The following is a 22,067-nucleotide window of genomic DNA, read 5'->3' on the forward strand; positions in this document are numbered from 1 at the left end:
AGCCAAGGTCGATTCATCGCACTGTCCGGGCCGATCATGACCAAGCTGAAATCCGTCTCCGATCTTACTCTCGAGGAAGCTCGCGCCGACTACGACGCGCTCGCGGCCAAGCTGCTGGAGGCGGAGCGGGCCTATTTCCAGGATGATGCACCGGTCATGTCGGACGCGGAGTATGACGCGTTGCGGCTGCGCTATGGGGCTATCGAGGCGAAGTTTCCGGAACTGAAGTCTGCGGAGAGCCTATCGGACAGGGTTGGTGCGGCACCCTCGGAGAAATTCGCCAAGGTGCGCCATCGCGTGCCGATGCTCTCCCTGTCCAACAGTTTTCTGGACGAGGATGTCCAGGAATTCGTGGGTCGCATCCGCCGCTTCCTGGGCCTTGATGACAATGACGATCTCGTCATCACGGCGGAGCCGAAGATCGATGGGCTGTCGTGTTCGCTACGCTATGAAGATGGCAGGCTCGTGGTCGCCGCAACTCGCGGCGATGGTGCCGAGGGCGAGGACGTCACCGCCAATGTCCGCACCATCGGAGACGTGCCCAATGTGCTGAAGGGCAAGGTGCCCGAGCGCTTCGAGGTGCGCGGTGAGGTCTATATGCGGCACGCCGACTTCAATGCCATGAACGAGCGACAGGCCGCTGCGGGCAAGCCGCTCTTTGCCAATCCCCGCAACGCGGCCGCCGGCTCCCTTCGCCAGCTCGATGCTTCGATCACCGCGAGCCGCCCCCTGCATTTCTTTGCTTATGCCTGGGGCGATGTAAGTTCATTGCCGGCGGACACGCAGTATGGCGTGGTGCAGGCCTTTGCCGAGTGGGGCTTCACCGTCAATCCGCTAATGGTGCGCTGCCACGGCGTGGACGAACTCCTCAAGCGCTATCACATGATCGAGGAACAGCGTGCAAGCCTCGGCTACGACATCGACGGGGTGGTCTACAAGGTGGACCGGCTCGATCTGCAGCAGCGCCTCGGCTTCGTCTCGCGCTCGCCACGCTGGGCCACCGCACACAAGTTCCCGGCCGAGAAGGCCATGACGATCCTTCGCGACATCGAGATCCAGGTGGGCCGCACGGGCGCGCTGACGCCCGTGGCCAAGCTGCAGCCCGTCACGGTCGGCGGAGTGGTGGTTTCGAACGCCACGCTGCACAACGAAGACGAAATCGCACGCAAGGATGTGCGCGTCGGCGACACCGTCATCGTGCAGCGAGCTGGAGACGTCATTCCCCAGATCCTCGGACCCGTCATCGAAAAGCGCCCGCCGGAGGCCGTGCCCTATGTCTTCCCAGCGCTCTGCCCGTGCTCCCTGCAGACGCCGGTCGTGCGGGAAGAGACGGTCACGGGCGGGGAAGGGGCCGTGCGGCGCTGCTCGGGCGAATTTGCCTGCCCGTTCCAGAAGATCGAACATCTGCGCCACTTCGTTTCCCGCCGTGCATTCGATATCGAGGGGCTCGGCGAAAAGCAGATCGCCTTCTTCTTCGAGGATGCGGAGCTGCCGATCCGGGAGCCCGGCGATATCTTCACCCTTGCGGCCCGCGACAAGCGGAACCTCAAGAAGCTCAAGGACCGCGAGGGCTTTGGCGATACCAGCTCGCGCAATCTGTTCGCTGCCATCGACGCGCGCCGCGACATCGCGCTGGAGCGCTTCCTTTATGCCCTGGGGATACGGCATGTCGGCGAAACAACGGCCCGCCAACTGGCCCGCGCCTATGTTTCCTGGCAGGCCTTCGAGCAGGCCGCCCTGCGCATCGCCGCCAAGGATGAGGAGGCGGCTGCCGAGATGGATGCCATCGACCAGATCGGCGAGACTGTGGTGGATGCCATCGGAGCCTATTTCGCCGAGTCGCATAACCTTGCCATCCTCGAACGCCTCACCGCCGAGATCCGCATCGTCGATGCCGAGAAGCCGCGGGCAGAGAGCCCCGTCGCAGGCAAGACCGTGGTCTTCACCGGTTCTCTCGAACGCATGAGCCGCGACGAGGCAAAGGCCATGGCCGATCGGCTCGGCGCCAAGGTTTCGGGCTCCGTGTCGAAGAAGACGGACCTCGTCGTGGCCGGTCCCGGCGCCGGCTCGAAACTGGCGGATGCGCAAAAGCACGGCGTTCGCGTCATCAATGAGGATGAATGGTTCGAGCTCGTGAATGGAGCAGGGAACAAAAGCGAATGACCAGGATACGTAAACTTGCCTTCGGCCTCATGCTTGCCTTCGGGCTGGCTGCGCCGGCGCTCGGGGCGGAAGCGACGCCCGAAACCGTGGTGAAGCAGATCTACTCGGGAAAGACGCCCGCCACGAAGGGCATCGACATCATCGGCAATGCCAAGCTGCGGGACAAATATCTCAGCAAGGATCTGGCGGCTGCGGTGAAGAAGGATATCGACGAGTCCGCCAAGTCGGGCGAGGTGGGTGCGCTCGACTTCGATCCCGTCAGCGATTCCCAGGATCCGATGATCAAGGACCTCAAGGTCGCTCCCATGCCTGTGCAGGGCGACAAGGCCCAGGTCGAGGTCAGCTTCAATCGTGGCGATCCCCAGCGCGATGTTCTGCTCTACGATTTCGTGAGGGAAGGCGGCCAGTGGCACGTCTTCAACATATCCAAGCGTGGCAGCGCGGAGGACGCATGGTCCCTGCGTGACATGCTTTCGCTGAAATAGGGCGGACGTCTGTCCTCGGATGCAACTTTCATCCAAGCAAGTTGCCGGCGGCTGCGCTATCCTGAAGGGTATGCAGCCGCAGTCCACCGCCTTCACGACACTCGGGGATGCCGCCGAACGGGGTGATACAGTCCGTTTCTGGCGCGAGCAGCGTTATGACGGGCTGGAGTGCCTGAACGCGGTGTTCAGGCGGCACCGCTACGTGCCTCACACGCATGAAACCTATGCCATCGCCGCCGTTCTCGACGGCTGCGAGGTCTTCAACCACCGCGGGACCAGGAATTACGCCTGTCCCGGCAGTTTCGCCGTGGTTTGCCCGGATGAGTTGCATGACGGCGAGCCGGCGGGCGAGGGTTTCGTCTACCGCGTGCTCTATCCCACCGTCGACCTGATGCGCTCCATTGCCGAGGATACCTTCGGCAGGCCGGTTTCCGGGACGCCGTGGTTCGATCGCTCGGTGGTGCACGATCCCGAGCTCGCCGCTGAACTGGCGACGTTGCAGATCGCGCTCAAGGATCCCGAAATATCGCTTCTGGAGCGCGACACCCGACTCGGACGCTTTTTCTCAGCCATGCTGGGACGCTGGGGCGGCCTGGGCGAGCCGATCCGGCTGGGAGACGAAAGCGGGCCGCTCGCCAAGGTACGGGCTCATCTCGACCAGCATTTCGACAGGGATGTGGCGCTCGATGAACTGGCACAGGTGGCGGGGCTCAATCGCAGCCACCTGGTGCGGTCCTTCCGCAAGACGATGGGCACGACGCCACACGCCTATCTGCTCGATCGGCGTTATCGTGCGGCCCGCCGCCTGCTGGCCCAGGGGGAAGGGCCGGCCGAGGTCGCCCTGGCCTGCGGCTTTTACGATCAGAGCCATCTCAACCGGGTGTTCAAGGCGCGCACAGGCGTAACGCCGGGTGCATTCAGGGGCGAGCAGGCCGTAGCCCGCGGAACCCCCGGCGGGGCGCCGTAAGTACCCGTTGCTGGGAGAGGCGCGCCGAGGGCGAAGCTCGTTCTCTGACGGCATTGCACTCGCACCTCCATTGGGCGCGTCCGGGACGTCGATCATGAACGCTTCCACGCAACGTGCTGCTGCAACTTTTGTCCAAGACCCTGCAGCGGGATGCGTTTAATCAGGCGGCTCTCCAAGGAGCCCCGTCTTGTCCGCCCGATCCGAAGTTCGCACCGCCCTCATCGACATAGCACCGCCCGCCCTGGCGGCCGTGCCCATCGGTTTCCTGTTTGGCGCCATCGCCGTCTCGAAAGGCCTGTCTCCGGCGGAGGTGGCCCTGATGTCCATGACGGTATTTGCCGGCAGCGCGCAGTTTTCGGCGCTCGAGCAATGGGCTCAACCGGCCCCGATCCTGACGCTCGCCTTCGGCACGCTGCTCATCAACTGCCGGCATATCCTGATGGGTGCCTCGCTCACCCCGAAGACGAGGCAGTTCACACCGGCCCAGCGCTTCCTGGGCTTCTTCTTCATGGCCGACGAGAATTGGGCGATGTCGGAGCGACGTGCCAGCCGGACGACCCTGACGCCTCTCTATTATTTCTCGATGGCGATCTTCTTCTATCTCAACTGGCTGGTGTGGAGCACGGCGGGCAGCCTAGTCGGCCAGTTGCTGGGCGATCCCGTCCGCTACGGCGCAGACTTTGCTTTCACGGCGCTCTTCATCGGCCTGATCGCCGGCTTCTGGGAAGGGCGCTCCACGGCGGCCACCGTTCTGACGAGCGCGGCGGTGGCGGCCATTGTCTACGCCAAGTTCGGTGCGCCATGGCACGTGCCGGCCGGCGCCCTTGCCGGCATCGCGGCCGCCTACCTTGCAGCCAAACCCAGGGCCTGCAGACAGGATGGCAAGGGAGCCCTCAATGTTGCTTGATTCCCATGTGGTCGCAGCCATCCTCGCCATGGCACTGGTGACCTATGGCACCCGCCTTGCCGGCATCTTCCTCTCCGGCCGCCTCAATCTCACGGGGCGCCAGAAAGCCGCGTTCGACGCCATTCCCGCCGCTGTCCTGGTCTCGGTGATCGCGCCCGTTGCGCTCGCTACCGGACCGGCGGAAACGGTCGCCACGGTGATCGCAGGCATCTCCGCGACGCGCATGCCGCTGCTGGTGACCATCCTAGTGGGCGTGGCCAGCGTGGTATTGCTGCGCATGGCGATGCCGTAGAGCGGGACAGATCCCCGAAGCCTGCCCCGGCTCGCTGCAGGCCCGGAAAGGCACGGCGCCCGTGTCACGCTCGGGCTCGTCCTGGGCGTGGGGGCCGTGCCCCATGCGGCTTGACGGTTGCCGCGAACGTCCGTTTCGGGAAACTACCCGATCTTCGCGGTCGCCTGCTCCAGCCATTCGCGCTCGGCATCGTCCACGAGCGGGGAAATCGTCTCGTAGACGCGGGCATGATAGGCATCCAGCCAGTCGACCTCGCTCGCGGTGAGCAGCGAGACCTCGATCGGGCGGGTATCGATCGGGGCCAGGGTGACCGTCTCGAAACCGTACATAGTGCGTTCGGCGCCTTCGACGGCGACTTCCTCCACCAGCACGAGGTTCTCCGTGCGGATGCCGAACTCGCCGGCCCGATAGTATCCCGGCTCGTTGGAGAGGATCATGCCGGGTTCGAGGGGCGTGGTGCCGAGCTTGGAGATGCGCTGGGGACCCTCATGCACCGAGAGGTAGGAGCCGACGCCATGTCCGGTGCCGTGGTCGAAATCGGTGCCGATCTCCCATAGCGGGGCCCGGGCGAAGCTGTCGAGCTGCGAGCCGGCTGCGCCCTTCGGGAAGCGGGCGAGCGCAATGGCGATATGGCCCTTGAGCACGCGGGTATAGCGGTCCTTCATCAGGGGCGTGACCTCGCCCACTGCGATGGTGCGGGTGATGTCGGTGGTGCCGTCTACATATTGCGCGCCGGAGTCGATGAGATAGAGCCCCGGCGTGATCGGACGGTTCGAACCGTGGCTCACGCGATAATGCGGGATCGCTGCGTTGGGTCCGGCCGCCGAGATCGAGGGGAAGGACAGATCCTTCAGGACACCGGTGCCGGCACGGAATTGCTCCAATGCCTCGGCCACGGAGATTTCGGTCTCCTTGCCCCCGGGAACCGTGCGGTCGAACCAGGCGAGGAAGTTCACGAACGCCACGCCGTCACGAATGTGGGCCGCACGGGTTCCGGCTCGCTCCGCTTCGTTCTTTACGGCGCGCAGGAGGGCGACGGGATCGCCGCCCTTCTGGATCCGGCCGCCGGCACGTTCGACCAGTGTGGCGAAGTGCTCGACCACCATGTTCGGATCGAGCCGCACCGTCTTGCCCTTTATCGTCCCGGCCAACACCGCCTCGATCTGGCGGGGTTCCGCAATGGCCATGTGATGAGACAGGTCATCGCGCACTGCGTTGGAAAGCTTGCGTCCGTCGACGAACAGAGTCGGTTGGCCCTCCGCGGGCACCAGCGCGTAGGAGAGGGGAAGGGGCGTGTGGGAGACATCACCGCCGCGGATGTTGAAGAGCCAGGCAGCCGCGTGCGCGTCGTTGGTGAAGACGGCGTCGACCTTCTGCTCCTTCAGCTTCGCCTGCAGCCTCGCGATCTTGAAATCGGCGGCCTCGCCGGCAAGGGCCACATCGTGGAGGACAACCGGCGCGACGGGCGGCGCCGGGCGATCTTTCCAGATCGCATCGATGGGGTTTTCGTTGACAGGCACGAGGTTTGCGCCGGCCTTCTCACACGCCGAACGAAGCCGTTCAACCTCATTCATCGATTGAAGATGCGGATCATAACCGAGCTTCTGGCCGGGCTTGAGCGCCTCGTCCAGCCATTTCTCCGGCGGCTCGTCGATGAGGTGGCGCGGCGTGATCAGGCGGGTGTCGACCTGCTCGCGAACCTGCACCGTGTAGCGCCCGTCGACGAAGATCGAGGCCTGGTCCATCAGGACGACCGCGATACCGGCGGAGCCGGCAAAGCCGGTCAGCCAGGAGAGCCTCTCCTCGGAGGGCGGGCAATATTCGTTCTGATGCTCGTCCGAGCGGGGTACGACAAAGCCGTCCAGGCCGAGTTCCCCGATCTTCTCACGCAGGGCCTTGACGCGGGCGGGACCAAGCGAGGGCTGGGAAACTTCATCGAAGGACTGAAAAGGCATTGGTGATATCCCTGGGAGCGCGGACGTCCCGTCCGCTCTTTGAAACGATGTCGTCTGACGCCGGGAAGAGCGGACGGGACGTCCGCGCTCTCAGCCTAGATCTTCCTCGGCTTACCGCCGCCATAGGACAGGACCAGCGTCGTCCATTCGTCCAGCTTGATGCGGCGGATGAGATGGAGGCCCTGCATGCGATAGGCCGCCAGCGCCGCGTTGGCGTGGGCATGCAACAGGCCGGACAGGATCACCGTGGCACCAGGAGCGAGCAGCCGGCTCATCGGCGCGGCCAGACGTACCAGCGGTCCCATCAGGATGTTGGCGAAGACGAGGTCGAAGGGCTTGTTCGCCTGCATGGCATGGGCCGTCGTGCCGCGGGCAACGAAGCTCTGGACATAGGCACCCGCCTTGTTGAAGCGGATATTGTTGCGTGCCGTCGCGATGGCGATGGGGTCGATATCCGAGGCGAGGACGCGCAGATGCAGCGCCCGCGCGGCGGCAATCGCGAGCACGCCCGTGCCCGTGCCTATGTCGAGGGGGCGCCGCGGCCGTTCGCGCTTGAGAAGGTCGTCGAGGGCAAGCAGGCAGCCGCGCGTCGTGCCGTGGTGGCCTGTGCCGAAGGCGAGCGCCGCTTCGATTTCGATGCCGATGGTGTTGGCCGGGACCGCCGAGCGGTCATGGCTGCCATGGATCGTGAAACGGCCTGCACGCACGGGCGCGAGCCCTTCCAGGGAGGCCGCCACCCAGTCCTTGTCGTCGAAGCTGTCGAAGGCGATGTCGATGTCGGGCCCGGCAGCGAGGGCGATCAGGCCCCTGACGCTGTCCTCGTCCGGCGCGGACCGGAAATAGACCTCCACCAGCCACGGTGGCTTTGCGGTGCCGTCTTCCCTTTCGAAGGCAGCGATGGCCGTCTCGGTTGGATCGAAGCTCTCGCCCAGCAGGTCGGCGATGCGGCGTGCCCGCACCTCGTCCGTGACGATGCGGGCGACATGAGTGGGATTGTTGGGGTGCAGTCCTTCAAGCATGGTGCTTGGCTATCGCGCCCGGCAGGGAAGGGCAACGGAAATCGCGCCCGCTAGGCGTTGAAACGCGAGAAGCGTTCACGCAAGGCCTGGAGTTGCTCCACGCCGGCATTGGCGAAGGCGACGCGCATATGCCCTTCCTGCCCCGGGCCGAAATAGGGCCCCGGCAGGCAGAGCACGCCCGAGCGTTCGACGAGTTCCCTGACGACGCCTGACGCAGGGCGTCCGTGAAAAGGGTGGCGCAGGAAGGCGAAGTAGGCGCCCATGGAATCAACCTTCCAGCCATTGAGACCATCGAACGCCGCGCGGAAGGCCTGTGCGCGCCGCTCGATTTCAAGCCTGTTGGCCTGGCGCCAGGCGGTGAGCCCGTCGATCGCCCACGCCACGGGGCCTTGCGCCGCACGCGGGGCGCAGATCTGCAGCGTGTCGAGGATCTTGCCGATCTGCTCTTGGAGTTTGGGCGAGGCGGTCAATGCGCCCAGGCGGTGGCCGGGGATGCAGTAGCTCTTGGAAAAAGAATATAGATAGATCAATGTGTTGCTATAATTTTCTGATGCGATGAGCTCGTGTGGGCGGCCGGCGATGAAATCGCGATAAGTCTCATCGAGGATGAGGAAGAGGCCGCGTTCGCGGCAGAGCCGCGCGAAGGCTTCGATCGTTTGAGGCGGATAGACCGCTCCCGTCGGGTTGTTCGGCGTGACCAGCACGATGGCCCGAGTGGTCGCATCGATCAACTCGGCCGCGCTTTCGACATCCGGGACGAAGCCGTTGTCCGGCGGGCAGGAGAGGGCACGCGCCTCGATGCCCAGCATGTCGAGCGTCATCTTGTGGTTGAAGTACCAGGGGCTCGGCAGCAGGATCGAGTCGCCTGCCTTGGCTGTCGCGATGGCCGCGATGAAGAAGGCCTGGTTGCAGCCCGTGGTGATGGCCACATCCCGCCAATCGATCGGCCCGTCATAGAGTGCCGAGACATGGGCTGCATAGGCCTTGCGCAACGCGGTATCGCCCTCGATGGGGCCGTAACTCGCCGTGCTAGCTTCGCCTGCGTTCCGGCTCAGGCGCTCCAGCAATTCGGCGTGCGGCGGATAGCCCGGTACGGCCTGGGAAAGGTCGATCAGCGGGCCGGCCGCCCCGTCATAGGCCCTGGCCCAGGCCTGGGCCTCGGGAATGGGCGGCGTGGCGGTGTCGATGAGATTGGGATTGATCGCGGGCGAGGTGCTCATGGGCGTTTTCATGCCTGCAGCCCCCGAAACTGGCAAGGGCCCGGGAATGACATTTGTGGCGGAGGGCGGAATTTCCTGCTCCGACCCCGCCAGGTGTGTTTTCACGGCCTGCCATCCCGCCTCCATCCCGATGCATCTCTACTACGGCATCGAGGCGGGATGCGCGTCGGGGAATCTCCAGGTTCCGTCGAGGATCTCGGGGCGTGGGCGATAGAGCCGGACCATGTAGTTCCAGCCAGGCATGGTCGGCAGGCAGTTCGCCGTTGTCTTGCCGCAGCCGCCGAATTGGATGGTGATCTTCCCATCCCCATCCTTCTCAGCGGTGATGCTGTTCAGGCTGTAGGCGTTGAGCCTGTTAGGTTCGTAATAGCCCTTGGCATTGTAGAGGGAGACGGACCAGAATCCATCGACCGGCACCTCGCCGACATTGAGCCTGTAGACTTCCTTTCCGTCATTTTTCGCGGGAACGACATTGAGATAGAGCGCGTCCTTCTCGGGATTCCCGCCCCAGGCGGACGCCGAGCCTATGAGGCGCCTGACGGGATCGACTTCGCTCTTCGGGCCAAACATTCCCTTCGTGTCGGGCAAGGTAGCCGCGAGCGCGATGAGCGCCTCCCGAACCTTCTTCTGGCTCTTCGGATCCCAGAGGGGGACTTCGAACTTGCCTGGGCCGCCCGGTTGCTCCACCTTGATGGCATCCTGCAGTTGATGGACCGCCGTCACGTCCTTTGGGTCGCCGGGGTTCACGAGTGTTCGAATGGCTGCCACCACATAGCGCGTCCCGATCTCCTCCCTGCTCAGCTTGTAGGTGCCCGAACCGTAGTAGACGTGGGGCGTATATTGATCTTCGTCGATGACCTGCAGGGACATGAAACGCTTGCCGGCGTCGGGCAGAGCTATCATCACCGGTCCTGCATCGAGGTCGAACACGGCCGCCGAATATAATGTGTCGCGGTTCAGGCGGATGACGGTCTGGTGCTCGATGGCGGCGGGCTCCCTGTGGTGGAGGATTACTCCCAGGCCGCCGGCATCCTTCACGACACCCGCGAAATAGAGATCGGACTCGGCGCGCGGGAAATTATCCGCCGTCACTGGCACGGCCGGCGTGTCCCCGGCTCGCGCAGTTTCAACAGCCAGGGCTGGCCCAGCGAAGAGGAAGATGGTGGCCAGAATCGTTGTCTTGCGCTGCATGGCGGAGCCCTCGAATATGATCCTTCACGCAACCTAGCCTTGAGCGTCGACGCATTTGACTCTGTAACGGTAACAGCCTGCTCCGCGCCGGTCGGGCCGACGCCGAACGGCGTCCTGTCCATGAATGACATGGCGCCCCGACCATCCTGGTACTACAGTCGTTCCTGCTTGGTGCCGCTGACGTCGTCGCGAGCGAAGCAGTCCGCGAGCACAGGCGCGCGCCCTCTATCCCCTGGATTGCTCCGCTTCGCTCGCAATGACAACATGGCTGCAAGCCCGAAGCCAATTCCAGTAGAAGTGCCAGCCTCGATTCATGTCCCTCCCGTCCAGCCTCAAGATCGACGCCTCCGGTTTCCGCGTAACCCTCGACCCGACCGATCCCGTCTTCGTCCAGGATCCCTATCCCGCCTACCGGGCGATCCGTGAGCGCGCACCGCTTTTCTTCTGGGAGGAGTATGGCTGTTGGTGTGCCGCATCTCACCAGCTCGTCTTCGATCTCTTCCGGGACAGGCGCTTTGGGCGGGAAATCCTCCATGTCGCCACGCGTGAGGAGCTGGGCTGGCCTCAGCCCCAGGCCCATCTCGCGCCCTTCGACGCCGTCGACGCCCATTCCATGCTGGAGCGCGAGCCGCCGGTGCATACGCGGCTGCGAACCCTTGTGAACCGCGCTTTCGTGTCCCGGCAGGTCGAGCGGCTGCGCCCGCGCATCGCCACGCTCGCGCACGAACTGATCGACGGCTTCGAGGCGAAGGGCAGGGGCAATCTTATCGATGCGTTCGCGACGCCCATACCCGTGATCCTCATAGCGGAGCTGCTCGGCGTTCCTCCCGCCATGGCGCCGCAACTGCTGGACTGGTCGCATCGCATGGTGGCGATGTATCAGTTCAAGCGCACGCGCGGCATCGAAGATCAAGCTGTTGCTGCAGCGGAGGAATTCTCTTCCTTCCTAAAGGGATACGTCAGGGAGCGTCGCGCAGTGCCGCGCGACGATCTGATCAGTCATCTCATTGCCGCCGAGGCGCAGGGCGACCGGCTGGGCGAAGAGGAACTGATCTCCACCTGCATCCTGCTCCTCAATGCAGGGCATGAGGCGACGGTCCATGCCATAGGCAATGGCGTGAAGGCGATCCTGCAGGAGGGCCTCGGGGCAGCGGCCGTCCAGGCAGGAGGTGAGGGATTGGTGGAGGAGATGCTGCGTTTCGATCCCCCGCTGCACATGTTCAAGCGCTATGCCCTGGCGGAGATCGCGCTCGGTCCGGCAACACTTCGCAAGGGCGAACAGGTCGGGCTGCTGCTCGGTGCGGCCAATCACGACCCCGACAGGTTCCCGGAGCCCGAACGCTTCCTCCCGAGCCGGGAACGGCCTCCCCACGTGAGTTTCGGCGGCGGCATCCATTTCTGCGTCGGCGCGCCGCTGGCTAGGCTGGAACTCGAAGTGGCGGTACCCATCCTGTTCGAGCGGTTCCCGGGGCTGCGCCTGCAAGGGAAGCCGCTCTATGGCGATACCTATCATTTTCACGGGTTAAGGGCATTGGACGTGGCTTGGTAGGATTGGAGTGGCGGTCACCGACCGCCATTTCACTCATCACAAGCGTGGTGGTTTCGAGAAGTGCGGTGGTGACCGCCCCTCGCTAGGCCGGCATCAACTGTCCGCCGTTGATGTGCAGGATTTGTCCCGTGATGTAGCCGGCCGCGGCGTCCGAGGCGAGGAAGAGTACGGCGCCCGCGCATTCCTCCGCCGTGCCCAGCCGCCCGAGCACCGTGGTCTTGCGCACGAATTCGAGGCGTTCGGGTGGCGTCGAGGCATGGAAAGGCGTGGTAATGACGCCTGGCGCGATGGCATTGGCCCTGATGTTCCTGGGGCCGAGATCGGTCGCCATATGACGCGTCAGATTATGGATGGCGGCCTTGGCAGCGGCATAGATGGCCGAGCCCGGCGCGCCGCCATTGTTCCCCGCGATCGAGCCGAGATTGACGATGGCGCCGCCTCCCTGCTTCTCCAGATGCGGTATGGCTGCTTGCGTACCTTCGATCACCGCCGCGACATTCAGGTTTAGGACCTTGTCGTAAAGGTCTCTATCCAATTCGAGAAATGGCTTGCGAGCAATCAGGGAGCCGGCATTGTTGACGAGTACGTCGAGCCGCCCGAGCGCCTTGACGGCTTCCTCCACCACACGCTTTGCTTCGCCTTCCTTGCCGAGGTCGCCGCGAACCAGCCACACTTTCCCGCCCTTGGCCTTGATGGCGCTTTCGACTTCCCGGGCTTCAGCCTCGCTCGAATTGTAGTGGAGGACGACGAGGGCGCCTTCTTCCGCAAAGGCCTTGGCGACAGCCGCGCCGATGCCGGTGCTCGCACCGGTGACCAGCACACCCTTGCCTGCAAGATCGAGTTGCATGGACGTTTCCTTCGATTGAATCTTTGGGATTGTTCAGACGAACGACATCATTCGTGGAAAGGGCAGCGGGGCCAAGTCAAAACTTCGCAAGCACGATCGTCATACGAGAGGGCAGGTTTCCGGAAGGAGACGCCCTACCGCGACAGGGGGGCTTGAGTCGCGACAGGCCATGGTGAGTGCCACTCCTCGCCCGGCGCGCCTCAAGCAGCGTTGACGAACGAGTCAACCACCCGCTTGCGACCGGCCTTGTCGAAATCAACGGTGAGCTTGTTGCCGTCGATCTCCGCGACTTCCCCGTAGCCGAACTTGATGTGGAACACGCGGTCGCCGATCTTGTGCACCGAGGCCGTGCCGGTGGAACGGGCCACGAGTTCGCCCTCGATCGTCAGCGGTTCGCGGCGCGGCGGCGGTTGCGTTGCCTTGAAGCCGGATGCCATGTTCTGCTGCGCGCGCTGCCAGCCCGGAGTCGAATAGGTCGACCCTGCGAACGGCTGGGCCTTGTCGAAACGGCTCATGGCGAAGCCGCCGCCCGACGAATAGGACCCCGAGGGTTCGACGACATCGACATGGGCCGCCGGCAATTCATCCACGAAACGCGAGGGCATCGTCGCCTGCCAGAGGCCATGGATGCGGCGGTTGGAGGCGAACCAGACCTTGGCGCGCCGGCGGGCGCGGGTGAGGCCGACATAGGCGAGCCGGCGTTCTTCCTCGAGACCGGCGCGGCCGTTCTCATCGAGCGAGCGCTGGTGCGGAAACAGGCCTTCCTCCCAGCCGGGGAGGAAAACCGTTTCGTATTCGAGGCCCTTGGCGCCATGCAGGGTCATGATCGAGACCTTGTCTTCGCTGGCGCCTTCCTCGCTTGCATCCATGACCAGCGAGATATGCTCAAGGAAGCCGGCCATGTTCTCGAAGCTCTCCATCGAGCGTACGAGTTCCTTGAGGTTCTCGAGCCGGCCCGCGGCTTCGGCGGTGCGATCCTTCTGCCACATGTCGGTGTAGCCCGATTCCTCGAGGATCAACTCGGCCAGTTCCTGGTGGCCCAGAACCTCGCTCTGCGCCGCCCAGCGGGCGAAGGAGGTCATCAGGTCGCGCAGCGTCTGGCGCGGCTTCGGCTTGAGTTCCTCCGTTTCCACCAGCACGCGGGCTGCCTGCATCATCGGCACGCCGTTATGACGGGCAAAGTCGTGGATGATCTGAACGGTGGCATCGCCGAGGCCGCGCTTGGGCACGTTGACGATGCGCTCGAAGGCAAGATCGTCCGCCGCCTGCATGGTCGCGCGGAAATAAGCCAGCGCATCGCGGATCTCGGCCCGTTCGTAGAAGCGCGGGCCGCCGATGACGCGATAAGGCAGGCCAAGGGTGACGAAGCGGTCTTCGAATTCGCGCATCTGGAACGAGGCACGCACCAGGATGGCGATGTCGTTGAGGGCGTGGCCCTTGCGCTGAAGGGTCTCGATCTCGTCGCCGATAGCGCGGGCCTCCTCGCCCGAGTCCCAGGCGCCCGCAACGGTGACGCGCTCGCCTTCCTCGTCATCCGTGAACAGCGTCTTGCCTAGGCGTCCCTCATTGTTGGCGATGAGATGGCCCGCGGCCGAGAGAATGTGGCCGGTGGAGCGGTAGTTCCGTTCCAACCGGATTACAGCCGCGCCCGGAAAGTCCTTCTCGAAGCGCAGGATGTTGTCGACCTCTGCGCCGCGCCAGCCATAGATCGACTGATCGTCGTCGCCAACGCAGCAGAGGTTCGGCTTCTCCCCGGCCGGGGCCTGTGCGAGCAGGCGCAGCCAGAGATACTGGGCGACGTTGGTGTCCTGATATTCGTCCACCAGCATGTAGCGGAAGCGCCGGTGATACTCGGCGAGCACGCTTGGATTCTCGCGGAAGAGGCGGATGCATTCGAGGAGGAGGTCGCCAAAGTCGGCGGCGTTCAGGGTCTTCAGACGCGCCTGATAGGCAGCATAGAGCGCGCCTCCCTTGCCGTTGGCGAAGGACACGGCTTCGCCCGCCGGCACTTGCGCGGGGGTAAGACCCCGGTTCTTCCAACTGTCGATTGCGTTGGCGAGCTGGCGGGCGGGCCAGCGCTTCTCATCGATGCCTTCGGCCTCGATCACCTGCTTCATCAGGCGGATCTGGTCGTCGGTATCGAGGATGGTGAAATTGGATTTGAGGTCAACCAGTTCGGCGTGGCGACGCAGGATCTTCACGCCGATGGCGTGGAAGGTGCCGAGCCATGGCATGCCCTCGACGCTCTGGCCGATCAGGACGCCGATGCGCTCGCGCATCTCGCGTGCCGCCTTGTTCGTGAAGGTCACCGCGAGGATCTGGTGGGGCGCCGCCCGCACGGTGGCGAGAATATGAGCGATACGCGTGGTGAGGACGCGCGTCTTGCCCGTGCCTGCCCCGGCGAGCACGAGAACGGGGCCGTCGAGTGTTTCCACCGCCTCTCGCTGCTCGGGATTGAGACCCTGCAGATAGACGGCAGGCCTGGCCGCCGCCATGGCCCGCGCGGCAATGCCGCCGGTAGCCGGCTGGTGGGCAAGGGAAGGGGAACGCTCGTTGGACAAGGTGCGCTTTCGGTTGATTCTCGGACGCCGGATAATGGCTTAGATGGGGGGCTGCGTCGAGTTTTGGAAGGCTGTGTCTTTCCTGGAACGGTCGGCTGCCTGTGTGTTCCTGAGAACATGGCGCTTTGTCCAGAAGGCGAGACGCCGCGCTCGCAATGACGGCCGCGAGAAGTCCCCTCCATCTACAGGCGCCATGTTCTCGGAGCCGGCTGTCCCGTGAAGGTTGCGTCGGTACCCCATCCATGCAGCAATATCGGGCACCCTCCCTCGGATTCTCCTCATGATCAGCCTGCCGCTCCTCTTCGCCACCTTCCTCGCCGGCTTCATCTACACGATCTCGCCCGGACCGGCCTTCCTGGCTCTCTTCACCCTCGGCGCAGCGAAGGGGCGGGGCCCCGGAGCGTGGTTCATGACAGGGCATCTCGTGGGCGATATCACCTGGTCCGTGGCTGCGCTGGCGGCGATCGTCGGCGTCAGCCAGATCGGACCGATGCTGTTCGACGTTCTCGGCATCTGCTGCGGCCTCTATCTGATCTATATGGGCGCCAAGGCGATCATGACGCGCAAGGACGGCAAGGCGGCCGTGATCGGTGCCGAGAGGCCGCTGCTGAACGGCGTTCTCTTCGGCCTTACCAACCCCAAATCCTACCCCGTCGCCTTCGCCACTTTCGGAGCCTTGGTTGCGCCCTATGGCTCGAGCATCACCTGGGGAGCGACTCCGGCGCTGATCGCCAGCGCCTTCGCCGGTTTCGTGGTGGCCGATCTCATTCTGTTCGTGGCCATCGGCCTGTCGCCGGTGCGGCGTTTCTTCGCCCGTTATGGCTTGTGGGTGACGCGCATCGTCGGCGTGGTCTTCGTCGGGTTCGGAGCGAAGTCTCTGTTCGACGGTGCCCGCGGGCTGGTCTCGGCGCGGGGATGATGGAGGCGCAGGTCTCCGGGAGCGGAATGCGTTCAGGTTGAACCGTTCATCCAGCCTGGCACGCGGCAACAATCAACATTCCACGATTCACGGCGCTTCGATCCCGGAAGACGTGGCGAACTATCCCAATCGCTTCCTGGCCTTGGCGCTCGCCCCGCCGATCAAGCGGTCCGCGACGATGCCGATGAAGGCGATGGCGAGGCCGGCTGTGATACCGCGCCCGGCGTCCGCCTTGGCCAGTGCGATGAACACCTCCTGGCCGAGGTCGCGCGTGCCGATCATCGCGCAGATGATGATCATGCTCAGTGAAAGCAGAATGGTCTGGTTCACACCCAGCAGCACCTCGGGCAGCGCCATCGGCAACTGGACGCGCCAGAAGGTCTGCCGGCGGGTGCAGCCGGCCGTCTTGGCCGCTTCGATCAGGGTAGGCGGCACCTGGCGCAGGCCGTGATTGGTATATCGGATGGCCGGCACGATGGCGAAGGAGACGGTGGCGATCAGGGCCGTGACGTCGCCGACGCGGAAGAGCATGACGATCGGGATGATGAAGCAGAAGGAAGGAAGCGTTTGAAGCGTATCCACGACCGGTTCGATCAGGCGCGCAAAACGGTCGCTGCGCGAGGCCCACACACCGATGGGAATGCCAGCCAGAAGAGCGATGACCGCGGAGACGCCGCACAGGTAGACGGTGGACATCGTCTTTTCCCACAGGCCGGAGGAGGCGCAGAACAGGACGAGCAGGCCGATAAGGCAGGCCAGCCGCCAGCCGCCGAGCCGATAGCCGGCCAGCGCAAGCAGTAGGAGAGCGCCGAGCCAGGGAAAGCTCTCGCAGAATGCCCGCATGGGATTGAGGACATAGACGAGCAAGGCGACCCGGAATGCCTCGATGACGTCGAAGAAGTGGACGGTGACCCAATCGACTGCCGCTTTCCACCAGGGCGCTGTCGAGAGGGTCCAGCCCGGCGGGATCTTGGCCAGGGCGGGCAGCGCCAGACTGGCGAGCGTGGTGGCGGCGAGGATGGCGAGGGCGAGGAAGAGATGCGGATTTCGCGCTAGGAAAGGCTTCGTCGTGTGATGTACCGGCGCGCCGCCCTTCGACGCAAAGGCCTGCGACAGCCGGTCGAGCGCGATGGCGAGCACCACGATGGCCAGGCCCGCCTCCATGCCCTGTCCGATCTTGAGGGCACGCAGGGCTAGAAGCACATCATAGCCGAGGCCGCCGGCGCCGATCATCGAGGAGATGATCACCATGTTCAGCGCCAGCATGATCACCTGGTTGACGCCGACCATCAGCATCGGCCGCGCTGTCGGGATGAGCACCCGCCACAGCCTCTGGCGCGGCGTGCATCCAGCCATCACTGCGAAGTCCCCGATTTCCGGCGGAACCCGCGCGAGCGCCACCATGGTCGCGCGTACCATCGGGGGCGTGGCGAAGATGCTGGTGGCGATCATCGCCGAAACGGGGCTGTTGCCGAACAGGATCAGCATCGGGATCAGATAGGCGAAGGTCGGGATCGTCTGCATCAGGTCGAGCAGCGGCGCCACCACGAACTTCTCCAGACGGGGCGAGCGCCAGGCCCAGATGCCGAGCAGGAGGCCGGTGATCACGCAGAGCGGCACGGCGATGATGATCAGGGCAAGTGTCAGCATGGCGCTCTGCCATTGGCCGAACAGCGCGATGTAGCCGAAGCAGGCGGCCATCAGGAGGGCGAGCCTAGGGCCGCCCGCCGCATGGCCGGCGATGACGGCCGAGGCGACTACGCCCGCCCAGGACAGGGTCGGCACGACGATGCCGAGGCCGGCAAGCCTGGTGGGCTTGGCGAGGAGACCGAAGGCGATCTGCAGGGGAACATCGAGTACGGCGGCGATGGCGCGCGTTGCCCAGGTGAAATTGACCTTCAGCCACGCCATCACGGCCGAGAACCAGGCAGCGAAGGGCACGGCGTCGCTCTCCGGCCAGGCATTGGCCTCGGGAAACTGGTCGCGCAGCACATAGAGCGAGAGGGCAAAGGCGGCCGCCAGCGCCCAGACGAACGGCCAAGCCTGCACACGGCGTCCGGCGGCGCCCCGCTCGGCGATAGCGGTCGGTGCGAGATTGCTCACGCCGCTGTCCTGCGTTGATCCGCGCCGGCCAGGATGTCCAGCACGGCTTCCGGCGTCACTTCGCCCAGGATGGTGCCTGCGGCATCCAGCACGGCGAAGGGGGCGCCGGCCCCGATGACGGCGGCGGCAAAGGAGGCGACCTTGTCGCCTCGCGCCAATGTGCCCGCATGGCTTATCCCCGCGGTTGCCGGCCGCATGAGGCCCCCCGCAGAGACCACCTTGGCGCGTTGAACGTCGCGGGTGAAGTCCGCGACATAGTCGGTCGCAGGCCGGGTCACGAGTTCTTCGGGCGTGCCGGTCTGGATGATGATGCCATCCTTCATGATGGCGACGCGGTCAGCCAGGCGGATCGCTTCGTCGAAATCATGGGTGATGAAGACGATGGTTTTTCGAAGCGCGGTCTGCAGGCGTATGAGTTCATCCTGCATCTCACGCCGGATGAGGGGGTCGAGCGCAGAGAAGGGCTCGTCGAGGAACCAGAGCTCCGGCCCCACCGCGAGGCTGCGAGCAATGCCGACGCGCTGCTGCTGGCCGCCGGAAAGCTCCCGCGGGTAAAAGCCCTCGCGTCCATTGAGGCCGACGAGATCCACCATCTCCTGCGCACGCTTGTGCCGCTCGGGCTTGGCGACGCCCTGGATCGCCAGCGGGAAGGCGACGTTCTCCAGAACGGTCAGATGGGGCAGCAGCGCAAAGTTCTGGAAGACCATGCCCATCTTGTGGCGGCGCAACTCGATCATTTCCGCTTCGCTGGCCGCCAGCAGGTTGCGGCCGTCGAACTCGACCTGTCCGGCCGTCGGCTCGACCAGCCGGGAAAGGCAGCGCAGCAGAGTGGATTTTCCCGAGCCGGACAGGCCCATGATGATGAAGATCTCGCCCTCATGGACCGTGAGGTCGGCCTGGCGAACGGCCGCCACGAGGCCGGCCCCGGCAAGCTCCTCCTGGGAGGGCTGATGGTTGTGCAATGCCAGCATATGCGCGGCATTGGGGCCGAAGACCTTCCACAGGCCGCGGCAGGCGAGTTTCACGCGCCTTTGCGATGCCTGCTTGCTCATGGTTGCCATTGCGCCATGCATCCGGCTGCCTTTGCTCTCGATCGAAAGAGGCGGGCGGCGAGGGCGCCCGCTGCAACAATCAGGCGCCCCGGTATTCCCGTACGATAGCGGGCACCGGAGCGCTTCAGGCCGTCCGGCCTATTTCGACCAGGCCTGCCAGGTGGCCTCGTGATCGGCGATCCAGGCAGCCGCGACGTCATCGATGCTCTTGCCGTCGAGATCGACCTGGCCGCTCATCTTGTTCAACTCGTCGGTGTCGATCGAATAGGCCTTGGCGACCTTGTAGGCCACCGGCCACTTGTCCTTCATCCCGGCCCAGGCATATTTCCAGATCTCGCCGTGGGGCTTGCCGCAATCATATTTCGCATCCGGATTGACGCCCCATTTCGGGTCCGTGTAGCAAGCCGGTTCGTACTCTGGGAATTGCACCCATTCGCCCTGGTATTTCGCAGGCGCCCAGTGAGGCGAATAGATCCACAGCATGATCGGCGCCTTGCGCTGATAGGCGGAGTCGAGCTCGGCGAACATGGCCCCATCCGTGCCGGCATGGATCACGGTGAAGGGCAGCTTGAGGGCCACCACGCGCTCGTCGTCGAAACCTTCCCAGGTCACCGGACCGCCGAGATAGCGCCCCTTCGGCGTCGTATCGGGCGTGGAGAAGGCCTCGGCGCATTTCGGGTCGAGCAGCGCGTGCCAATCCGGCAGGCCGGGGCATTTTTCCTTCATGTAGAGAGGGTACCACCACTCTTCCTTCGCCTTCGGGCCGAGTTTACCGAGGCGTTCGGTCTGCTTGGTGGCGTCGGACGCCTTCATGGCCTCGCCGGCCGTGGTGTCCCAGAACTCCATCCCGACCGTCAGGTCGCCGTTGGTGAGGCCGGTCGTCAGGCTGGAGAGGTAGTCGGCCGTCGGGTATTCGACCGTATAGCCGAGCTTCTCGAGAATTCCGCCGAGGATCTTGGCGTTGAGATTGACGCTGGTCCAATCGAAAAGCGCGATCTTGATCGGGTCCGAGGACTCCGGCGAGGCCGCGAAGACGGGGGAAGTCCACGTCAGCAGGGCCGCCCCCACGGCCGCATAGGTACTACGTCGAATAGACTTCAGAAATTCCATGGCAGGCACCCCTCTGGCCAATTGCTGTTCCCGGCTGGCCGGTAACTTTATGGTTTTCTTGAGGAGGTTCGTTGCCGGCCCGGCACGTCAACATTGGCGCAGAGTTCTCTCCTGAGCAAGTATTTTTAACCTCAAGAATAATGATTATATTTCAATCAGTTGCTGGCATGTTTTTGAACATTATGCCCGGATCTGGGGCGCCTTTCGGCTCCGCGAGATTTCCACGTCGGCATCACCGCGTCTGCACGATGGCTGCAAGCCTTCATGGGATGCTCGCGCATGATGACATTCCGGCTCTTCCTTCGCGAATTCTGGCTCTTCGGCCTCAAGCAGGCGTCGGCGTGCCTGTTCGGCGGCGCTTTCCTGGCCCTGATCCTGGCGACACGTTTTTGCTATCCGCCCGGCTTCTGGATGAGCCGCTACGATTTCCTGGTCCTTGCCGCGCTGGGCATCCAGGGACTGCTCCTGGCCCTCAGGCTGGAGACGTGGGACGAGGCAGCCGTCATAGCGATCTTTCATGTCGTGGGCACGATCATGGAGATCTACAAGACCTCGGTGGGCTCCTGGGCCTATCCGGAGGCGAGCCTGTTGAAAATCGGCATGGTGCCGCTGTTCTCGGGCTTCATGTACTCGGCCGTAGGCAGCTATATCGCCCGGGCCGCGCGGCTCTTCGATTTCCACTACAGCGCCTATCCTCGCATGCGGTGGACGATGCTTCTCGCTGCCCTCATCTATGCGAATTTCTTCACGCATCATGTCCTCCCGGACATCCGCCTGGCCCTGTTCGCCGGGATCGGGTGGCTGTTCCGGCATACCGACATCTATTTCACCGTGGACAGGGAAAGGCGCTCGATGCCGCTCCTCCTCGGTTTCTTCCTGGTCGCCCTGTTCATCTGGATTGCCGAGAACGTTGGTACCTACAGCCAGGTCTGGATCTATCCGCACCAGCATCACGGCTTTGCGCTGGTATCCCTCGGCAAGCTGGGTGCCTGGTATCTTCTGATGATCGTCAGCTTTGTGATGGTGTCGCTGGTACACCGGCCCGTGCTGCTGCGCCGCCCGGCGCGCAAGGCTATTGCCGGGTAAGCGGAGCAGGCCGGCGGATGGCGCGTCCGATGATTTCCGGCGTCGGAAGATAGCCGTGCGAGGAGCGCATCTCGGCGAGGTTGTCGATGATGTCGCCCGGGAATGGCGCGACGCGCCTGGTGGCGAGATCGATGTTCAGCGAGATCAGTTCGCAGGTCGCCGATACCCATCCTTCGGTCGCGTGGCACAATTCCTCGTAGATGTGCAGCCGCTTTTCGTCGAACCCGACGAGCTGGAGACGCACCCTCACCGGGTCGTCGAGGTGAAGTTCACGCTTGTAGATGACATGGACCTCCCCGGTAAAGAAGGACATGCCGCGCTGGTGGATATAGTCTTCGCCCAGGCCGACGAGCGACAGTGCCTCGCCCAAGGCGTTATCGAACAGGACATGATAATAGGCCATGTTGAGATGGCCGTTGTAATCGATCCATTGCGGCTCTATCCGCATGGAGGAAGACACGAAAGGTGCAAAGAACAGCGCTGGTAGCTTGTTGGTGTCAAACATTTCCGCTCCCACGCAACTGAGTTTCTTCTGATCTCGCATTGGCCCACCGCCGGTATTGGGGCTCCAAACCCTGGTTGCGAGCGGGCCTTCGCGCTGGCCTCCCAACTCAGTGTATGCAAAATGAGCGACACCTCAA

At 64.1% G+C, this 22,067-nt stretch carries 18 protein-coding genes; 8 read left to right on the forward strand and 10 right to left on the reverse strand.

Translation table 11 applies throughout. From position 1 onward, the window contains the following. Window positions 1-36: 36 nt before the first annotated feature. From ligA to AC6H34_RS20895, 5 genes are all read left to right on the forward strand, one after another. On the forward strand, window positions 37-2,163 hold the full coding sequence (gene ligA, locus AC6H34_RS20875; protein ID WP_497540095.1) for an NAD-dependent DNA ligase LigA: 2,127 nt from the start codon (window positions 37-39) through the stop codon (window positions 2,161-2,163). Beyond that, window positions 2,160-2,648: a DUF3828 domain-containing protein gene (locus AC6H34_RS20880; protein WP_497540096.1), complete on the forward strand. Its 489-nt coding sequence runs from the start codon at window positions 2,160-2,162 to the stop codon at window positions 2,646-2,648. Before ligA ends, AC6H34_RS20880 begins: the two co-directional genes overlap by 4 nt. Before the next feature lie 19 nt (window positions 2,649-2,667). Next, window positions 2,668-3,615, forward strand: coding sequence for a helix-turn-helix transcriptional regulator (locus AC6H34_RS20885; RefSeq protein ID WP_497540097.1), 948 nt, complete (start codon window positions 2,668-2,670; stop codon window positions 3,613-3,615). Window positions 3,616-3,802: 187 nt separating this feature from the next. Beyond that, window positions 3,803-4,522: an AzlC family ABC transporter permease gene (locus AC6H34_RS20890; protein ID WP_497540098.1), complete on the forward strand. Its 720-nt coding sequence runs from the start codon at window positions 3,803-3,805 to the stop codon at window positions 4,520-4,522. Continuing rightward, a complete protein-coding gene (locus AC6H34_RS20895) occupies window positions 4,512-4,814 on the forward strand; it encodes an AzlD family protein (protein WP_497540099.1) in 303 nt (100 codons plus the stop codon). The genes AC6H34_RS20890 and AC6H34_RS20895 overlap by 11 nt, the downstream gene beginning before the upstream one ends. A 143-nt stretch (window positions 4,815-4,957) precedes the next feature. On the opposite strand, the gene AC6H34_RS20900 is transcribed toward AC6H34_RS20895, so the two are convergent. The 4 genes from AC6H34_RS20900 to AC6H34_RS20915 all read right to left on the reverse strand — a co-directional run bounded on the left by AC6H34_RS20900 (window position 4,958) and on the right by AC6H34_RS20915 (window position 10,199). Continuing rightward, window positions 4,958-6,769, reverse strand: a complete 1,812-nt coding sequence (locus tag AC6H34_RS20900; RefSeq protein WP_497540100.1) for an aminopeptidase P family protein — start codon at window positions 6,767-6,769, stop codon at window positions 4,958-4,960. A gap of 95 nt (window positions 6,770-6,864) precedes the next feature. Beyond that, window positions 6,865-7,788 carry a 50S ribosomal protein L11 methyltransferase gene (locus tag AC6H34_RS20905; RefSeq protein WP_497540101.1) on the reverse strand — a complete coding sequence of 308 codons (924 nt, stop codon included), beginning with the start codon at window positions 7,786-7,788 and terminating at the stop codon, window positions 6,865-6,867. Between the two features lie 50 nt (window positions 7,789-7,838). Continuing rightward, the gene (locus AC6H34_RS20910; protein WP_448146886.1) at window positions 7,839-9,008 is read right to left on the reverse strand and encodes an aminotransferase; all 1,170 of its coding nucleotides are present in this window, start codon (window positions 9,006-9,008) and stop codon (window positions 7,839-7,841) included. A gap of 141 nt (window positions 9,009-9,149) precedes the next feature. Continuing rightward, on the reverse strand, window positions 9,150-10,199 hold the full coding sequence (locus tag AC6H34_RS20915; RefSeq protein WP_497540102.1) for a DUF1254 domain-containing protein: 1,050 nt from the start codon (window positions 10,197-10,199) through the stop codon (window positions 9,150-9,152). Between the two features lie 313 nt (window positions 10,200-10,512). Between AC6H34_RS20915 and AC6H34_RS20920 the strand changes: the two genes are divergently transcribed. Then, on the forward strand, window positions 10,513-11,748 hold the full coding sequence (locus AC6H34_RS20920) for a cytochrome P450 (protein ID WP_497540103.1): 1,236 nt from the start codon (window positions 10,513-10,515) through the stop codon (window positions 11,746-11,748). Between the two features lie 82 nt (window positions 11,749-11,830). On the opposite strand, the gene AC6H34_RS20925 is transcribed toward AC6H34_RS20920, so the two are convergent. Then, a complete protein-coding gene (locus AC6H34_RS20925) occupies window positions 11,831-12,595 on the reverse strand; it encodes an SDR family NAD(P)-dependent oxidoreductase (RefSeq protein ID WP_448146889.1) in 765 nt (254 codons plus the stop codon). 200 nt (window positions 12,596-12,795) lie between these two features. Beyond that, entirely contained in the window at window positions 12,796-15,156 is a 2,361-nt protein-coding gene (locus AC6H34_RS20930) for an ATP-dependent helicase (protein ID WP_497540104.1), read from the reverse strand. A gap of 280 nt (window positions 15,157-15,436) precedes the next feature. Between AC6H34_RS20930 and AC6H34_RS20935 the strand changes: the two genes are divergently transcribed. Next, entirely contained in the window at window positions 15,437-16,075 is a 639-nt protein-coding gene (locus AC6H34_RS20935; RefSeq protein WP_448146891.1) for a LysE family translocator, read from the forward strand. 120 nt (window positions 16,076-16,195) lie between these two features. On the opposite strand, the gene AC6H34_RS20940 is transcribed toward AC6H34_RS20935, so the two are convergent. The 3 genes from AC6H34_RS20940 to AC6H34_RS20950 all read right to left on the reverse strand — a co-directional run bounded on the left by AC6H34_RS20940 (window position 16,196) and on the right by AC6H34_RS20950 (window position 20,340). Then, entirely contained in the window at window positions 16,196-18,178 is a 1,983-nt protein-coding gene (locus tag AC6H34_RS20940; RefSeq protein ID WP_497540105.1) for an ABC transporter permease, read from the reverse strand. Next, window positions 18,175-19,230, reverse strand: coding sequence for a quaternary amine ABC transporter ATP-binding protein (locus AC6H34_RS20945; protein ID WP_497540106.1), 1,056 nt, complete (start codon window positions 19,228-19,230; stop codon window positions 18,175-18,177). Before AC6H34_RS20945 ends, AC6H34_RS20940 begins: the two co-directional genes overlap by 4 nt. Window positions 19,231-19,368: 138 nt before the next feature. Next, window positions 19,369-20,340, reverse strand: coding sequence for an ABC transporter substrate-binding protein (locus tag AC6H34_RS20950; protein WP_448146894.1), 972 nt, complete (start codon window positions 20,338-20,340; stop codon window positions 19,369-19,371). A 279-nt stretch (window positions 20,341-20,619) separates the two neighbouring features. Here AC6H34_RS20950 and AC6H34_RS20955 point away from each other — a divergent pair, with 279 nt between their 5' ends. Further along, the gene (locus AC6H34_RS20955) at window positions 20,620-21,426 is read left to right on the forward strand and encodes a DUF817 domain-containing protein (protein ID WP_497540107.1); all 807 of its coding nucleotides are present in this window, start codon (window positions 20,620-20,622) and stop codon (window positions 21,424-21,426) included. On the opposite strand, the gene AC6H34_RS20960 is transcribed toward AC6H34_RS20955, so the two are convergent. Further along, entirely contained in the window at window positions 21,413-21,931 is a 519-nt protein-coding gene (locus AC6H34_RS20960; protein WP_448146896.1) for a thioesterase family protein, read from the reverse strand. The genes AC6H34_RS20955 and AC6H34_RS20960 overlap by 14 nt on opposite strands. Window positions 21,932-22,067: the final 136 nt, after the last annotated feature.

This window comes from Labrys sp. ALF-8 (assembly GCF_059699065.1).

What these genes read in the sequence shown, in the direction of transcription:
- AC6H34_RS20900 (WP_497540100.1), bottom strand. Translation starts at nt 6,769, where the DNA reads ATGCCTTTTCAGTCCTTCGATGAAGTTTCCCAGCCCTCGCTTGGTCCC.
- AC6H34_RS20915 (WP_497540102.1), bottom strand. Translation starts at nt 10,199, where the DNA reads ATGCAGCGCAAGACAACGATTCTGGCCACCATCTTCCTCTTCGCTGGG.
- AC6H34_RS20895 (WP_497540099.1), top strand. Translation starts at nt 4,512, where the DNA reads ATGTTGCTTGATTCCCATGTGGTCGCAGCCATCCTCGCCATGGCACTG.
- AC6H34_RS20885 (WP_497540097.1), top strand. Translation starts at nt 2,668, where the DNA reads ATGCAACTTTCATCCAAGCAAGTTGCCGGCGGCTGCGCTATCCTGAAG.
- AC6H34_RS20960 (WP_448146896.1), bottom strand. Translation starts at nt 21,931, where the DNA reads ATGTTTGACACCAACAAGCTACCAGCGCTGTTCTTTGCACCTTTCGTG.
- ligA (WP_497540095.1), top strand. Translation starts at nt 37, where the DNA reads ATGACCAAGCTGAAATCCGTCTCCGATCTTACTCTCGAGGAAGCTCGC.
- AC6H34_RS20945 (WP_497540106.1), bottom strand. Translation starts at nt 19,230, where the DNA reads ATGAGCAAGCAGGCATCGCAAAGGCGCGTGAAACTCGCCTGCCGCGGC.
- AC6H34_RS20910 (WP_448146886.1), bottom strand. Translation starts at nt 9,008, where the DNA reads ATGAGCACCTCGCCCGCGATCAATCCCAATCTCATCGACACCGCCACG.
- AC6H34_RS20905 (WP_497540101.1), bottom strand. Translation starts at nt 7,788, where the DNA reads ATGCTTGAAGGACTGCACCCCAACAATCCCACTCATGTCGCCCGCATC.
- AC6H34_RS20925 (WP_448146889.1), bottom strand. Translation starts at nt 12,595, where the DNA reads ATGCAACTCGATCTTGCAGGCAAGGGTGTGCTGGTCACCGGTGCGAGC.
- AC6H34_RS20950 (WP_448146894.1), bottom strand. Translation starts at nt 20,340, where the DNA reads ATGGAATTTCTGAAGTCTATTCGACGTAGTACCTATGCGGCCGTGGGG.
- AC6H34_RS20880 (WP_497540096.1), top strand. Translation starts at nt 2,160, where the DNA reads ATGACCAGGATACGTAAACTTGCCTTCGGCCTCATGCTTGCCTTCGGG.
- AC6H34_RS20920 (WP_497540103.1), top strand. Translation starts at nt 10,513, where the DNA reads ATGTCCCTCCCGTCCAGCCTCAAGATCGACGCCTCCGGTTTCCGCGTA.
- AC6H34_RS20935 (WP_448146891.1), top strand. Translation starts at nt 15,437, where the DNA reads ATGATCAGCCTGCCGCTCCTCTTCGCCACCTTCCTCGCCGGCTTCATC.
- AC6H34_RS20955 (WP_497540107.1), top strand. Translation starts at nt 20,620, where the DNA reads ATGATGACATTCCGGCTCTTCCTTCGCGAATTCTGGCTCTTCGGCCTC.